This window comes from Acinetobacter sp. CAU_H_78 (assembly GCF_058599365.1).
Genome location: NZ_CM178652.1, coordinates 1,685,201 through 1,699,052, shown reverse-complemented (window position 1 = coordinate 1,699,052; position 13,852 = coordinate 1,685,201). Strand labels below are relative to the sequence as shown.

The following is a 13,852-nucleotide window of genomic DNA, read 5'->3' as shown; positions in this document are numbered from 1 at the left end:
CGTAAATGGAATAATTAACAGCGGAAAAGACTGGCATGCAGCACACACATTTATTTATGCCTTTGGCACTCGTTAGTGCAATGGCAGTAGCACAACAAGTATATGCGGCAGAAGACTTCATTGTACAAGATATAAAATTTGATGGATTGGTACGTTTAACTCCAGAAAATGTGTACGGCTTGGTGCCAATCAACAGTGGTGACCGGGTGAATGATCCGATCATTGCCAATGCGATTCGTAGCCTGTATGCATCTGGGCTATTTGATGACATTAAAGCCGTTCAACAAGGCAATACCTTGGTATTCCAGGTCGTAGAACGTCCGGTAATTTCGAAAATTGAGCTGAAAGGCAATAAGCTGATTCCAAAGGAAGCGCTTGAAGAAGGCCTGAAAAAAATGGGTCTGGCTGAAGGTGAGGTGCTGAAGAAATCTGCACTGCAAACAGTCGAAACCGAGCTGGAACAGCAATATATGCAGCAAGGTCGTTATGATGCCGATATTACGGTAACAACGACACCTCGACCAAACAACCGCGTTGAAGTGCTGATCGATTTTGTTGAAGGTAAAGCCGCTAAAGTTTTTGATATCAATATTATCGGCAATACTGTCTTTAAAGAATCAGATATCAAGCAAGCCTTTGCTGTTAAAGAAAGTGGCTGGAGTTCTGTCATTTCGCGTAATGATCGTTATGCACGTGAAAAAATGGCTGCGAGCCTGGAATCTTTACGTGCGATGTATCTGAACCGCGGTTACATCAACTTCAATATTACCAATTCAAGTCTGAACCTGAGCGAAGATAAAAAGAATGTCTTTATTGAAGTTTCAGTCAATGAAGGCGAACAGTTTAAGTTTGGACAAACCAAATTCCTCGGCGATGCGCTTTATAAACCTGAAGAGTTACAAGCTTTGCAGTTGTATAAAGAAGGCGACACCTACTCTCAGGAACGAGTGAATGCGGTCAAGCAGCTATTGCTACGTAAATATGGTAATGCTGGTTATTACTATGCTGAAGTAAATGTTGTACCTCAGATTAATAACGAAACTAAACAGGTTGACCTGAACTACTATATTAATCCGGGTCAGCAAGTGACTGTACGTCGCATCAACTTCACAGGTAACTCTAAAACTGCCGATGAAGTATTACGTCGTGAAATGCGCCAGATGGAAAGTGCGCTGGCAAGCAATGAGAAGATTGACCTGTCTAAAGTACGTTTAGAGCGTACTGGTTTCTTTAAAACAGTTGATATCAAACCTGTTCGTATTCCGGGATCACCAGATCAGATTGATTTGAATGTGGCAGTTGAAGAGCAGCATTCAGGTACAAGTACTCTAGCTGTTGGTTTCTCGCAAAGTGGTGGTGTAACGTTCCAGGCTGGTCTAAGTCAGACTAACTTCCTGGGTACAGGGAACAGCGTTTCGATTGACCTGTCACGTTCTGAAACTCAAGATTATTATAACTTGAGTGTAATGGACCCGTACTTCACGATTGATGGTGTACGTCGCGGTTATAATCTTTACTACCGTAAAACAAAGTTGGATGATGACTATAACGTAAACAACTATGTTACAGACAGCTTGGGTGGTGGTATTAACTTCGGTTATCCAATTGATGAGAACCAAAGTGTAAGCCTGGGTCTGAATATAGACCAGACTGAAGTGACCACAGGGCCATACGTATCTACATATGTGGCTGACTATTTGGAACGCAATGGTGGTAAAGAAACAAAAACCGGAGAATATTGTGAGCCAATTTTAGATGCTGAGGGTAATCCAACTGAAGATTGTAGAAATATTCCTTATGGGCAAGAATTCAAGGGTGACTTCTTAACTTATAACCTGAATCTGGGTTGGTCTTATAATACCTTGAACCGTCCAATGTTCCCGACGACAGGTATGTCACATCGTGTCAATGCAGAAATTGCCTTGCCAGGTAGTGATGTGGAATATCAAAAGCTCACTTATGACGCTCAGGCTTTCTTCCCATTAGGTAAAGACTTTGTTCTGCGTGGTTATGGCCGTTTAGGCTATGGTAATGACCTGCCTTTCTATAAGAACTTCTATGCCGGTGGTTATGGTTCAGTACGTGGTTATGAAAACAGTACCTTAGGTCCTAAATATCCAGGCGTATATTTCTCTGACATCGGCCGAACTGACCCATCCCCGGAAGAAGTGGGTGGTAATGCTTTAGTTCAGTTTGGTACTGAGTTAGTTCTGCCTGTTCCATTTAAGGGAGATTGGGCGCGTCAGGTTCGTCCGGTACTCTTTGCTGAAGGTGCTCAAGTATTTGATACTCAGTGTGATGTATCTAATGATAATATTTTCGTGAATGGCAGCTCGATTAGTGGTAAACAGTACTGTAAAGATAACTTTGGTTTCGATGCAGGCAATATGCGTTATAGCGTAGGTGCTGGTTTCACCTGGATTACCATGATTGGCCCATTATCACTGAGTTATGCCTACCCGTTGAATGATAAAGACGGTGATGAAACTCAAAATATTCAGTTTGAAATTGGGCGTACTTTCTAAGAACACTTTGATCTTAAATATAAATTTTGCTCATGAAGCCATCAGGTTTTGTGAGCAAAATTTTTTGAATGGGTAAAAACATGAAAAAAATGATGATGGCAATGGGTATTGCTTTAGCGGGATTAACTTCATTGTCACATGCAGATGATTACGGAATTGTTGATCTGGAAAAAGTAGTACAAAACAGTATCTATTTAAAGCAGCAAAATGCCACTCTGGAAAATGAAATCAAGCCGCAAACCGCACAGATTGCACAGTTTCAAAAAGACCTTGCTGCAATCAAGCAAAAAGGCCAGGCTGCAAAAACACCAGCAGAACGTGAAAAAATAGCCAAAGAATTTGAAGGTAAAGCGACTCAACTGGCAGGTGTGCAGCAACAGGTACAGGCAACCGTGCAAACGCGCATGCAAAGTGTGAATAAAGCTTTTGAAGGAAATTTGAAGCGTGCTGCTGAACAATTGCGCCAAGAAAACAAGCTAGACGTGGTTTTAAATAAAAATTCCGTACTTGCTTATGACGCGAAGTATGATTTAACTGATAAAATGATTCAAAAGGTTAATGCAATTAAATAATCGATGAATCATCAAAAACTTCAGTTAGCTGACCTTGCTCGTCTTGTCCAAGGTGAGTATGTAGGTCAGGCAGATTTATGTTTGAGAGGTTTGGCAAGTCTTGAAAATGCAACCTCTCATGACCTTGCATTTGTCAATGCAGATAAATATCTGGAACAGGCAGCTCAGAGTAAGGCAGGCGCTTTAATTGTGACTGCTGAATTAAAAGAGCAGCTAACTTCCCAGCAGAACTTCATTGTCGTGGCCAATCCTTATCTGGCTTTTGCAATTCTGACTCACGTTTTTGAGAAAAAGCATACGACTCAGGGAATTGAAAGTACCGCACAAATTCATCCATCTGCCATCATTGCTGATAGTGCCTATATTGGCCACTATGCCGTAATTGGTGAGAATTGTGTGGTGGGTGAAAATACCATTATCCAGTCCCACGTTCAGATCGACGACCAGGTTGAAATTGGTCGAGACTGTTTTATTGATGCACATGTGACTTTAACAGGTGCTACGAAAATCGGTAATCGTGTTCGGATCCATGCCAATACCGTGATTGGTAGTGAAGGTTTTGGTTTTGCACCTTATCAAGGGAAATGGCATCGAATTGCCCAGTTGGGTTCAGTCCGTATTGCAGATGATGTCCGGATCGGCTCAAACTGTAGTATTGACCGGGGTGCACTGGATGACACAATTCTGGAACAAGGTGTCATTATTGATAATCTTGTGCAAATCGCCCATAACGTCAAGATTGGTGAAAATACTGCGATTGCAGCCAAATGCGGGATTGCCGGTAGTACCACGATTGGCAAAAACTGTATTCTCGCGGGGGCTTGTGGGGTAGCAGGACACCTACATATCACCGATAATGTGACCTTGACAGGAATGTCAATGGTGACAAATAACATTACTGAGGAAGGCACTTATTCTTCAGGCATGGGATTGTTACCAAATCAGCAATGGAAACGCACAGTGGTTCGCTTAAGACAATTAGCAGATGTGCCATTGACCCAGTTGGTAAAACGATTGGATCATATGCAATCTCAAATTGAGTCCATTGAATCAACATTTAAGTTGCGTAAATAATTATGATGACAGAGTCGAATTTGCCTACATTCACGAAGCCTGAATTGCCAATGAATATTCAAAAGATTCGTGAATATTTGCCCCATCGCTATCCATTTCTGCTGGTAGATCGCGTTGTTGATATTACCGAAAATGGCATTGTTGGTTATAAAAACGTCTCAATTAATGAAGAGTTTCTGCAAGGCCATTTTCCGAATTATCCGATCATGCCAGGTGTATTGATTGTAGAGGCATTAGCACAGATCTCAGGTATCCTTGGTTTTGTCATGAATAATGAAACTCCAAAAGAAGGTTCATTATTCCTTTTTGCTGGAGCTGAAAAGGTTCGATTTAAAAAACAAGTGGTTGCTGGTGACCAATTAGTACTTAAATCTGAATTAGTGATGCAAAAACGTGGCATTTATAAATATAATTGCATTGCCACAGTAGATGGCATTGTCGCAACAACCGCGGAAATTATGGTTTCCCATCTGAAAGTCGAGCAGGCATGAGCAATAATCCCCTAATTCATCCAACTGCCATCATTGACGCATCTGCAGTAATTGCTGCAGATGTACAGATTGGCCCTTACTGTATTATTGGGCCAAATGTCACGATTGGTGCTGGTACCAAACTGCATTCACATGTCGTGGTGGGTGGTTTCACACGTATTGGTGAACATAATGAAATTTTTCAGTTCGCCAGCGTCGGTGAAGTCTGCCAGGATCTGAAATATGCAGGTGAGGAAACCTGGCTGGAAATTGGTGATTATAACAAGATTCGTGAACACTGCAGTCTGCACCGTGGTACGGTTCAGGACAAAGGTATTACCAAGATTGGCAGTCATAACCTGTTAATGGTAAATACGCATATTGCACATGACTGTATGGTTGGTGATCATAATATTTTCGCAAATAATGTCGGTGTGGCGGGTCACGTACACGTAGGCGATTATGTCGTGATTGGTGGTAACTCAGGTATTCACCAGTTCTGTAAAATTGACTCTTATAGCATGATTGGTGGTGCTTCACTGATTCTGAAAGATGTTCCTGCCTATGTGATGGTATCGGGTAACCCGGCCCATGCATTTGCCATGAATGTTGAAGGCATGCGTCGTAAAGGCTGGTCAAAAGACGTGATTAATGGTTTGCGTGAATCCTTTAAGCTAATTTATAAATCTGGCTTAACGACTCAGGAAGCCATCGAGAAAATCCGTAACGAGATTCTTCCAGAAGTGTCTGAAGCACAACGTCTGATTGATTCACTCGAACAATCCAAGCGTGGCATTGTACGTTAAGCTAAAAAAGTAAAAGTAGAACTAAAAAAGACACCTTCGTGGTGTCTTTTTTAATAGGACTAATAGGACTTTTTATTTACTTCAAAAATTTAACTTCTTCAGCTTTCGGATAGTTCTTGAGTAGTTTCGCTTTATATTGTGAAGCGAGAGTAGCGTTCTTTTCTACATCCTTACTAATATTATAAAGCTGATAAAGGGCAGTAGAGGCTTTTGCAGAATTCGGATAGCGGTCAACCACAATCAGATAATTTTTCTTTGCTTCATTAAAATTCGGTGGGTCAATCGACAGGTTAAATTCGGCTAACCAAAAGTGAGCATTGCTGATATAGACGCTATTCGGATTATTCTTGATGAAATTCTGCATGGGTGCAATGGCTTTAGCTGCACCACCATTTTTATAGGCATCCAGTGCAATGGTATAAGCCACTTTTTCCTGCTCACTCGGCTGTTGCGTTGTAGGTACCTGATGAGTGGCTACTGGAGCATTAGAGCTTAAACTGGGAGAAATATCCTGTTGGTTATCCTCCGCGGGAGTATCTTCAGTAGGTTCAATTTTTTGCTGCAACAGTTCAAGACGTTGATCCAGATCTGCATAGCGGTTGGTTAATTCGCTCTTTAATCTCTCGATCTCATTTTCTTGTTCTTCGATTTTTCCACGTAAACTGCGTAGATCATTTTCAAGCTGCTGGTTTTTTTGCATGAGCTGCCAGCTGGTATTGGTCTGAGGCGCATCTGCACCTGTAGCAATGGCAGATTGAGTGCTGATATTATTTGATTGAGCACCTTGGCTGAGTCCACGTGATTCGATAGGAATCGCAGCAAAAAGAGAGGTTGTACAGAGTGCAGTGAGGGCACACAATACCTGTTTCTTAAACATCATATAAGTTCCATGATTCTTGGCGAGATTATGTATCCGCAGCTCATTTATTCTAAAAGAGATAACTCGTTTATAGCTTCACATTTAAAACGGCATTTTTAGAAATTGCAACAAGGTTTTACAAAGATCATGTGAATTTCGATATTCATGAATTAATTGTGAAGAATATTAAAAAACCAACATATTGGAGCATATTGTTTTTAAAATAATCAAACGGATAGCATATGCTGAAAATTTGAAATACAGCCCTTGCAACTTCAATAAAAATCTCTATACTCTGTTCCTGTAATGGTAGCCCTGCCGGTTACTTCGCAATTGTACTCTATGAACCCCGCCAGGACCGGAAGGTAGCAACGGTAGTAGATCTATGATGTGCCGGAGCTTTGCTGGTAGGGTTGCCACCAGATTTATAATTATAAAATTTCTCTATTCTCGCTTTATTTTTCAATCTTAATTTTTATTGTATTTCATTCCTTTAATATTTACTTTCAGATTTCTATCCAGAGCTGCTTTCGTGGATGTTTATATTGTTTGGAATATTGAAATTCAATTATGAAAATAGACTATCTTAATTTGAGCTTTTGAAAGCTTTTTGTTGTTTGGGATTAGTTGTAATAAGGGAAACTATTTAAGCAGGATGGCAAAGAAGAAAATAAAAAATAGCCTAAGCGTAATTTTCACAAATACAAAAGAACTAATCTTCGGCCTTGCGGCTAATCGCTTTCATGATCGCATCCATTTCAAAACCGCGATACATCAGAAAACGGATCTGTTTAGCTTTAAGTTTTGGATCTTTCGTCACTTCTGGACCATATTTTCTAAGTTTCAGTTCATAAGCCTGTTGTACCCAGTCCGTTTCTTTGAGTTCTTCACTGATCAGGGCAGTATCAATTTTTTTGCTTTTCAGCTTCATTTTGATCTGATTGGGACCTTTGCCTTTACGCTTTTGGCTCGACAACATGATTTCAGCGACACGTTGATCACTTTGATAGTTTTCTCTAGATAGCTCTTCCACCAAAGTGACTACTTCATTGCGATCTTCTGCATAAAGCGCCAGTTTCTCAATGAGTTCAGCTTTGGAGTATTCTTTGCGAGTCAATACAGCAAAGGCATAAGAACGCAAACGGGTGCCAGTTAGACCGGGTTTATTCTGCTCTTTATCGGAGTTACCAAATAAGCTGTCTTCCGGATCAAATTCTGGCAAAGCCTGTGACTTAACAGGTGCAGGAGTGACTGAATCTTCAGCATCACCAAACTGCTGTTTAATCGCGTCATAGTCCAAAAGTTTGCTGAATTTTGCGTCTGACATATTGATCTCGATTAAAATATCCATTCCATAATAACAAAAACGCCCCGTAGGGCGCTCTGTTATGACGTTCAAGGATTATGCATCCAGAAAGTCTGCTGGTTCTTCTTCGTCTTTATCTTCGACTACTTTGCCTGTAGTAAGCAGTTGCTCACGGATCAGTTTTTCAATAGTATCCGCCAGTTCTTTGTGTTCTTCAAGATAACGGATGGTATTGTTCTTACCTTGGCCAATCTTGTCGCCTTGATATGAATACCATGCACCCGCTTTTTGAACGATTTCTTGCTGTACTGCAAGATCAATCAGTTCACCAAGATGGTTAACACCTTTACCATACAGAATCTGGAACAGAGCTTCTCTGAATGGAGGTGCCATTTTGTTTTTCACAACTTTGACTTTGGTTTCAGAACCTACAATCTCGTCGCCTTCTTTTACCTGACCGATACGGCGAATATCCAGACGTACAGAAGCGTAGAATTTAAGTGCATTACCACCAGTTGTGGTTTCCGGGCTACCGAACATTACACCAATCTTCATACGGATCTGGTTAATGAAAATCACCATACAGTTTGAACGCTTGGCATTACCGGTAATTTTACGCAGTGCCTGGCTCATCAAACGTGCTTGCAGACCCATATGTGAGTCACCCATTTCGCCTTCAATCTCGGCGCGAGGCGTCAATGCAGCAACAGAGTCGACTACGATCAGGTCAATCGCACCAGAACGTACCAGCATGTCAGCGATTTCAAGTGCCTGTTCACCGTTGTCTGGCTGAGAAACCAGCAGGTTATCAATATCTACACCGAGTTTACGGGCATATTGAGGATCAAGCGCGTGCTCGGCATCGATGAATGCACATGTACCGCCAGCTTTTTGACATTCAGCAATCGCTTGCAATGTCATTGTGGTCTTACCTGAAGATTCAGGACCATAAATCTCGATAATACGGCCTTTCGGTAAACCACCAATACCGAGTGCGATATCAAGCGTTAAAGAACCTGTAGATACAGCTTCAACTGCTTGCACGGTATTGTCACCAAGACGCATCACTGTGTTTTTACCAAACTGTTTTTCAATCTGGCTTAAGGCAGCGTTGAGCGCCTTGTTTTTATTCTCATCCATCTTACAACCTCAATACGATGTCACAAACTTAGTACTCAAGTGGATGTCTTACATTAGAGCTTCGTTCCACAGGAATATAGTGACAGAAATTTCCCTTGTGTTCTATAAAATCTAGCAGTGTTACGACACATGCTGACGCTTGAATTTAATCATCATTATATGACCAATGTTGATCAAAGTTCTGACTATTTTCATTCTTGAATCGACTGATGTCTCGACGATCTTTTTTGCTTGGTCGATGATCGGGACGCGCTAGATTATGCAACTTTCTTTGCGATGCAATCAATTCCCGGCGAGCGATACTGACTTCAGTTTCTTCATACAGTTTCTGTGCCACTGGTGCAGGACCACGAACATCAGAAAGTTCTTTTACAACCACGGTTTTTTTGTCGATACCTTGCTGAATCGTCAACTCCATACCCACACGGACTTCGCGAGATACTTTTACACGCTCACCATTATGATGGACTTTACCGCCCTCAATAGCATTCTTGGCAATGGAACGGGTTTTAAAAAAACGTGCCGCCCACAGCCATTTATCTATACGCATGCCTACCGCATCTTCGGGTAAAGACGATTTACGCATATTGCTTGTTTACCTCAGACTGATTTAAATGAGTGATTAACTCTGTTAATTGGTGCAGCATCGGGTAATTGCAAGTCTGGCGCGCAACTTTACTGGAAGATGGTTGCTGGATGCAGAACAGGTTCTGGATGCCATAAGCCTTGGCGCCATTCAGGACTTTTTCGGTATCATCAATAAAATAGACCTGCTCAGGATCAAAGGGGTACAAAGCATTCAGACCTTGCCAGAATTCTACAAATTCTTTGGCATGTCCAATGCTTTCCGAGCTGACAATGACATCGAAATAATCTTTGAGATTCAGATGATCCAGTTTAAAGGCCAGGCCGGCACAGTCGGCATTGGTTGCAAGCCAGATCGGATAGCCATTATTTTTAAGATAATCGAGTAATTCCAGGCAATAAGGGCGTAAGCTAACCCTATCTTTATGCTCGATTTGCATGGCCAGAACGTCGACTTCGACTTTAGCCGTCCAGAAGCGAGAAGAGTACCAGTTTAGGGTATGATTATGTTGCTGATAGAATGCATAAAGCGTTTCGCGGCTTTGTTCCAGACTACAGCCATGTGTTTCGGCATAACGGACCGGTAATAACTCGTTCCAGATGAAGTCATCGTAAGCAAGATCAAGTAAAGTTCCGTCCATATCGAAAATTATAGGCGGTTTTTCTGAGCAATTCGACATATAAGGTTTTCTATGTTTAAAGCGACAATAGCACCACAAGATCCGATGATTTTGCAGTTTGTGCCCATTTTGACACATGCCTGTGAAATTTTGCGAGAAGAATATCAGCGTTATTGTTCGGGTGCTGCGTTTGATATTGTCAAGAAAAGTGATGATTCTCCTGTAACGCAGGCAGACTATCGGGTGAATAGTTATTTAACCCAAGCTTTGGCGGAAATCTCGGAATTACCTTTGCTGTCAGAAGAGGGGCGGCAGGATCAGCGTCATGCCTGGACAGACTTCTGGTTGCTTGATCCTCTGGATGGCACCAAAGAGTTTTTGCATCAGCGCCCAGAATTCACGATTAACCTGAGTCTGGTCAGAGGCAGTCTGACTACCTTTGCGATTCTGGCGGTTCCTGCGCAGCAGCTAATTTATTTCTGTCCTGAAGAAGGCTTGCCGATTAAATACGATATTCAGAATCAGGCATGGTTTGGCTATGAGTCAGCTACCGATCATCAGGATGTCTTTGTCGGTCTGAGTCAGAGCAGTCAGCAGAAGCCAAAATATATCGAGTATCTGCAAAGTCTGGCTAAACTTAGCGCGTACACCGAGTTCAAGGCAGGAAGTGCCTATAAATTTTGCATGATCCTTGAAGACCGGGTAGATATTTATCCTCGTTTCCATCCAACCTCTGAGTGGGATACCAGTGCCGGTCAATGCATGCTCGAGCGGATTGGCGGAGGGTTGGTTGATCTGGAAGGTCGGCCATTCATCTACAACCAGCGCAAGACCTTACTGAATGGCGGGTTTATCGCCTATAAGAATGAAGCTATGAAAGTACTAGCCTTACAGGCACTGGCGGACATGCAAGACAATGATTGAGCTCATAGCCGTTCATGGTATAGTGAGGAAGATTCCGTTGATAGATCAGTTGGCAAGATTGTGGCATTAAAACTGCTTCCACCAAGTATGCTCAGTGCAATAGATTTATTGCCTGATACTAAGACACCTGTGACTCTGTTTACGCGGCATTCTCTGCGTGAAGATGTCGCTGGTCAGGGACTGGCAGGTTACGATTTGCAGTTGACGCCGCAAGGACGTGATTTGGCGCAGGAATGGGGCGCTTTTCTGGTCAATCAGACAGATCGGTATATTCAGCATTGTATATCGAGTCCGATTCAGCGCTGCGTAGATACCGCAGCATTGATGATCGAAGGGGCAGATGCAACGGATAAAGCACCGCATACCCATAAGATTGAAATCGTGGAACAGGGTTTGCTGGTTGAACCAGGCAGCTTTGTACTGGATATTCAAAAAGCAGGGCCATATTTCAAAAAGCAGGGGGCATTAGGCTTTATTAATAGCTTCGTCAACAATGCCTTGCCCGGAATGAAACATCCAATTAATGGCGTAGTGGATGTACTGGAATTGATTTATAACACTCATCCGAAAACGCCGTATGGACTCAGTCTGGCGGTCAGTCATGACACCATTCTGGCAGCGATGATTGCAGTGATGTCTGGGCATCAGGAAGTCAGCCGTGAAGACTGGCCGAAAATGATGGAAGGTCTGTTTGTCTGGTTTGAAGGTGATGTATTTGAGGAATCTAAACTAAAATGGATTTGGCGTGGCAAAGTGCATGAGCTGGATATTTCCCAATTTCAGAATGCCGAATTAAAGGTAAATAAATAATTCAAAGGCTCAATTATTTAGGTTGAGTTTTTTACATTTATCGTATGAAAGTGAAATAGAGTAACGATGAAATATCACTATGCTGATATTTAAACCAATTTTGGAAGCATAGGAGTCATCATGAAAATAATCACAATTTTAAGTCTGGTTGTTATGCTGGGATTAACTGCCTGTCAGCGTGATACAGACAATGCGCAGCAAGATCAGACCACAACACCTCATTCTATGGATAAGGATGAATAATTTATTCTATTTTTATTTGAATAGAAGATTTCTATAACTAGGATTAGATAACTTTCTGGTATTCATCATTCTTTATTGTTGATTTGGTATTAAATTTCAGGCACAAAAAAAGCCCTAAAAGGGCTTCTTTTGATTTGCGATTAGTTAGAAGCTAATGCTTTAACTTGCGCGTTCAAACGGCTCTTATGACGAGCTGCTTTATTTTTATGGATGATACCTTTGTCAGCCATACGGTCGATTACTGGAACAGCTTTTTTGTAAGCTTCAGTAGCAACAGCATAGTCGCCAGCAGCAATAGCAGCTACTGTACGTTTAAGATATGTACGAACCATAGAACGCAAGCTTGCGTTGTGTTTGCGTGCTTTAACGTTTTGACGAGCACGTTTTTTTGCTTGAGCAGAGTTTGCCACTCGTGCACTCCTTGAAATAGATTGGTCTGGGCGGGCTGAAACTCAACTGAAAACCACATCAGAAGAACTATCACCAGCCCGTAAACAAGTGCCATATTTTGAGGAAACTATGGGCTTAAGTCAAGTCTTGACATGCTTTGACAACATTTTAGTTGCAGAAAAATTCTAAAGAAAACGTTAGATTAGTATCTAAGCAGGGAGATCGTACAAAAAATGACTAAAACCATTACATATCCTATCGTGATTGGCGCTACAGGCTTGGTCGGAAAGACTTTGGTGCAACAGCTGGTAAATGAACCAAGTTGTAAGCGTATTAGCGTCATCGTGCGTAAACATCAACCAGAATTTGAACAATGGCACAAGGTCAAGCAGGTGGTCGTTGAGGATTTCTTAATGCTCAATGATCAGGATGTCAGTGGCCATACCCATGCCTTTAGCTGTCTGGGTACCACGCTAAAGAAAGCAGGTTCGAAAGAAGCTTTTTATAATACTGATTACACCATCAATGCCCATTTTGCCGAACTGGTGCAGCAAACAGATGCCCATTATCTGTTGATTAGTGCGATGGGTGCCAATTCAAAATCCAGACTGTTCTATAATCGAGTAAAGGGTGAATTAGAGGATTATATCCAGACCTTGTCTCTAGAGCGTATCAGCTTGTTCCGTCCGTCTTTATTGATTGGTGAGCGGGATCATCAGCGTTTACTGGAAGACGCGGCACAGAACCTGTTTGATAAGTTTTCGCATTTCATCTCCGATTCTTTTAAATACAAGCCAGTGACAGCAGAGCAGGTGGCTCATACTATGGTATATGCAGCACTGAATCAGACTGTGAAATTTGAAATTTATGATAATTTAGCCATACAAAAAATGAAATGAGGGTAAAAAACGTGTCCAGCGTACCATTTGTAACTTGTGACCTGCTTGATGATAATCCGGATAAAGACCTGCAGGTAGTCACTCCATGCCTGGATGGCAAATTCTTTAGAAGTTATGGCGCACGTAAAAGCTTTGGCGGCCAGATTGTGACCGTAAAATGCTTTGAAGATAACTCTCGCGTTAAAGAGTTATTGGCGACAGATGGTACAGGCAAAGTCTTAGTCGTTGATGGTGGTGCTTCGATGCGCTGTGCATTAATGGGTGATCTGATTGCTGAATCTGCGGTGAAAAACCACTGGAATGGTGTGATTATTTACGGCTGTGTGCGTGACGTCGATGCGATTGCTGAACTTGATCTTGGTGTACATGCCTTGGCTTCTATTCCTCAAAAGAGCAACCGCAAGGGAATTGGTGAAGTTGATGTGCCGCTTTATTTTGGTGGAGTCACGTTTAAATCGGGCGAGTATGTCTATGCCGATAACAACGGCATTGTACTTTCGCAGGAAAAACTAGTCGATTAATCAGCTATCTGTTTAAACTGACAGAAAGTAATAAAAATCAGCAATACCGTGAAAGTCACTCAAATAGCATACTTTCACGGTTCTTAAAACAAAAAAAGGATAACAATA

At 41.9% G+C, this 13,852-nt stretch carries 16 protein-coding genes and 1 other RNA gene; 11 read left to right on the top strand and 6 right to left on the bottom strand.

Annotated features, from left to right (window positions below):
* Positions 1–35 precede the first annotated feature (35 nt).
* From bamA to lpxA, 5 genes are all read left to right on the top strand, one after another.
* A complete protein-coding gene (gene bamA, locus AC4MCD_RS08280) occupies positions 36–2,525 on the top strand; it encodes an outer membrane protein assembly factor BamA (protein ID WP_491875888.1) in 2,490 nt (829 codons plus the stop codon).
* 80 nt (positions 2,526–2,605) lie between these two features.
* Entirely contained in the window at positions 2,606–3,097 is a 492-nt protein-coding gene (locus tag AC4MCD_RS08275; protein ID WP_034592588.1) for an OmpH/Skp family outer membrane protein, read from the top strand.
* A 3-nt stretch (positions 3,098–3,100) separates the two neighbouring features.
* A complete protein-coding gene (gene lpxD / locus AC4MCD_RS08270) occupies positions 3,101–4,171 on the top strand; it encodes a UDP-3-O-(3-hydroxymyristoyl)glucosamine N-acyltransferase (RefSeq protein ID WP_008305277.1) in 1,071 nt (356 codons plus the stop codon).
* 5 nt (positions 4,172–4,176) lie between these two features.
* On the top strand, positions 4,177–4,662 hold the full coding sequence (gene fabZ, locus AC4MCD_RS08265; protein ID WP_171064833.1) for a 3-hydroxyacyl-ACP dehydratase FabZ: 486 nt from the start codon (positions 4,177–4,179) through the stop codon (positions 4,660–4,662).
* A complete protein-coding gene (gene lpxA, locus AC4MCD_RS08260; protein ID WP_004786156.1) occupies positions 4,659–5,447 on the top strand; it encodes an acyl-ACP--UDP-N-acetylglucosamine O-acyltransferase in 789 nt (262 codons plus the stop codon). The genes fabZ and lpxA overlap by 4 nt, the downstream gene beginning before the upstream one ends.
* A 76-nt stretch (positions 5,448–5,523) precedes the next feature.
* Here lpxA and AC4MCD_RS08255 read toward each other — a convergent pair whose 3' ends face one another.
* A complete protein-coding gene (locus tag AC4MCD_RS08255; RefSeq protein WP_419365722.1) occupies positions 5,524–6,327 on the bottom strand; it encodes a YbgF trimerization domain-containing protein in 804 nt (267 codons plus the stop codon).
* 295 nt (positions 6,328–6,622) lie between these two features.
* Between AC4MCD_RS08255 and ffs the strand changes: the two genes are divergently transcribed.
* Positions 6,623–6,719, top strand: an RNA gene (gene ffs / locus AC4MCD_RS08250) — signal recognition particle sRNA small type.
* Positions 6,720–7,018: 299 nt separating this feature from the next.
* Here the strand turns inward: ffs and AC4MCD_RS08245 are convergent.
* The 4 genes from AC4MCD_RS08245 to AC4MCD_RS08230 form a co-directional block, all read right to left on the bottom strand.
* Complete coding sequence (locus tag AC4MCD_RS08245; protein ID WP_180017671.1) at positions 7,019–7,633, bottom strand: regulatory protein RecX; 615 nt, start codon at positions 7,631–7,633, stop codon at positions 7,019–7,021.
* 75 nt (positions 7,634–7,708) lie between these two features.
* The gene (gene recA, locus AC4MCD_RS08240) at positions 7,709–8,752 is read right to left on the bottom strand and encodes a recombinase RecA (RefSeq protein WP_004786150.1); all 1,044 of its coding nucleotides are present in this window, start codon (positions 8,750–8,752) and stop codon (positions 7,709–7,711) included.
* A gap of 145 nt (positions 8,753–8,897) precedes the next feature.
* Positions 8,898–9,338 carry an RNA-binding S4 domain-containing protein gene (locus tag AC4MCD_RS08235; protein ID WP_004786147.1) on the bottom strand — a complete coding sequence of 147 codons (441 nt, stop codon included), beginning with the start codon at positions 9,336–9,338 and terminating at the stop codon, positions 8,898–8,900.
* Positions 9,331–10,017, bottom strand: coding sequence for an HAD-IA family hydrolase (locus AC4MCD_RS08230; protein ID WP_419365721.1), 687 nt, complete (start codon positions 10,015–10,017; stop codon positions 9,331–9,333). Before AC4MCD_RS08230 ends, AC4MCD_RS08235 begins: the two co-directional genes overlap by 8 nt.
* Before the next feature lie 12 nt (positions 10,018–10,029).
* On the opposite strand from AC4MCD_RS08230, the gene AC4MCD_RS08225 reads away from it, so the two are divergent.
* The 3 genes from AC4MCD_RS08225 (at position 10,030) to AC4MCD_RS08215 (ending at position 11,934) form a co-directional block, all read left to right on the top strand.
* On the top strand, positions 10,030–10,881 hold the full coding sequence (locus tag AC4MCD_RS08225) for a 3'(2'),5'-bisphosphate nucleotidase CysQ family protein (RefSeq protein ID WP_491875887.1): 852 nt from the start codon (positions 10,030–10,032) through the stop codon (positions 10,879–10,881).
* A 60-nt stretch (positions 10,882–10,941) separates the two neighbouring features.
* Entirely contained in the window at positions 10,942–11,691 is a 750-nt protein-coding gene (locus AC4MCD_RS08220) for a histidine phosphatase family protein (RefSeq protein WP_491875886.1), read from the top strand.
* A gap of 120 nt (positions 11,692–11,811) precedes the next feature.
* The gene (locus AC4MCD_RS08215) at positions 11,812–11,934 is read left to right on the top strand and encodes a hypothetical protein (protein WP_004786141.1); all 123 of its coding nucleotides are present in this window, start codon (positions 11,812–11,814) and stop codon (positions 11,932–11,934) included.
* Between the two features lie 140 nt (positions 11,935–12,074).
* Here AC4MCD_RS08215 and rpsT read toward each other — a convergent pair whose 3' ends face one another.
* The gene (gene rpsT, locus AC4MCD_RS08210) at positions 12,075–12,344 is read right to left on the bottom strand and encodes a 30S ribosomal protein S20 (protein ID WP_004786139.1); all 270 of its coding nucleotides are present in this window, start codon (positions 12,342–12,344) and stop codon (positions 12,075–12,077) included.
* A gap of 213 nt (positions 12,345–12,557) precedes the next feature.
* Here rpsT and AC4MCD_RS08205 point away from each other — a divergent pair, with 213 nt between their 5' ends.
* Positions 12,558–13,223: a Rossmann-fold NAD(P)-binding domain-containing protein gene (locus AC4MCD_RS08205; protein ID WP_419365718.1), complete on the top strand. Its 666-nt coding sequence runs from the start codon at positions 12,558–12,560 to the stop codon at positions 13,221–13,223.
* Between the two features lie 11 nt (positions 13,224–13,234).
* Positions 13,235–13,744, top strand: a complete 510-nt coding sequence (rraA, locus tag AC4MCD_RS08200) for a ribonuclease E activity regulator RraA (RefSeq protein ID WP_180014160.1) — start codon at positions 13,235–13,237, stop codon at positions 13,742–13,744.
* The last annotated feature ends 108 nt before the right edge of the window (positions 13,745–13,852 follow it).

What these genes read in the sequence shown, in the direction of transcription:
- bamA (WP_491875888.1), top strand. Translation starts at nt 36, where the DNA reads ATGCAGCACACACATTTATTTATGCCTTTGGCACTCGTTAGTGCAATG.
- AC4MCD_RS08275 (WP_034592588.1), top strand. Translation starts at nt 2,606, where the DNA reads ATGAAAAAAATGATGATGGCAATGGGTATTGCTTTAGCGGGATTAACT.
- lpxD (WP_008305277.1), top strand. Translation starts at nt 3,101, where the DNA reads ATGAATCATCAAAAACTTCAGTTAGCTGACCTTGCTCGTCTTGTCCAA.
- fabZ (WP_171064833.1), top strand. Translation starts at nt 4,177, where the DNA reads ATGACAGAGTCGAATTTGCCTACATTCACGAAGCCTGAATTGCCAATG.
- lpxA (WP_004786156.1), top strand. Translation starts at nt 4,659, where the DNA reads ATGAGCAATAATCCCCTAATTCATCCAACTGCCATCATTGACGCATCT.
- AC4MCD_RS08255 (WP_419365722.1), bottom strand. Translation starts at nt 6,327, where the DNA reads ATGATGTTTAAGAAACAGGTATTGTGTGCCCTCACTGCACTCTGTACA.
- AC4MCD_RS08245 (WP_180017671.1), bottom strand. Translation starts at nt 7,633, where the DNA reads ATGTCAGACGCAAAATTCAGCAAACTTTTGGACTATGACGCGATTAAA.
- recA (WP_004786150.1), bottom strand. Translation starts at nt 8,752, where the DNA reads ATGGATGAGAATAAAAACAAGGCGCTCAACGCTGCCTTAAGCCAGATT.
- AC4MCD_RS08235 (WP_004786147.1), bottom strand. Translation starts at nt 9,338, where the DNA reads ATGCGTAAATCGTCTTTACCCGAAGATGCGGTAGGCATGCGTATAGAT.
- AC4MCD_RS08230 (WP_419365721.1), bottom strand. Translation starts at nt 10,017, where the DNA reads ATGTCGAATTGCTCAGAAAAACCGCCTATAATTTTCGATATGGACGGA.
- AC4MCD_RS08225 (WP_491875887.1), top strand. Translation starts at nt 10,030, where the DNA reads ATGTTTAAAGCGACAATAGCACCACAAGATCCGATGATTTTGCAGTTT.
- AC4MCD_RS08215 (WP_004786141.1), top strand. Translation starts at nt 11,812, where the DNA reads ATGAAAATAATCACAATTTTAAGTCTGGTTGTTATGCTGGGATTAACT.
- AC4MCD_RS08205 (WP_419365718.1), top strand. Translation starts at nt 12,558, where the DNA reads ATGACTAAAACCATTACATATCCTATCGTGATTGGCGCTACAGGCTTG.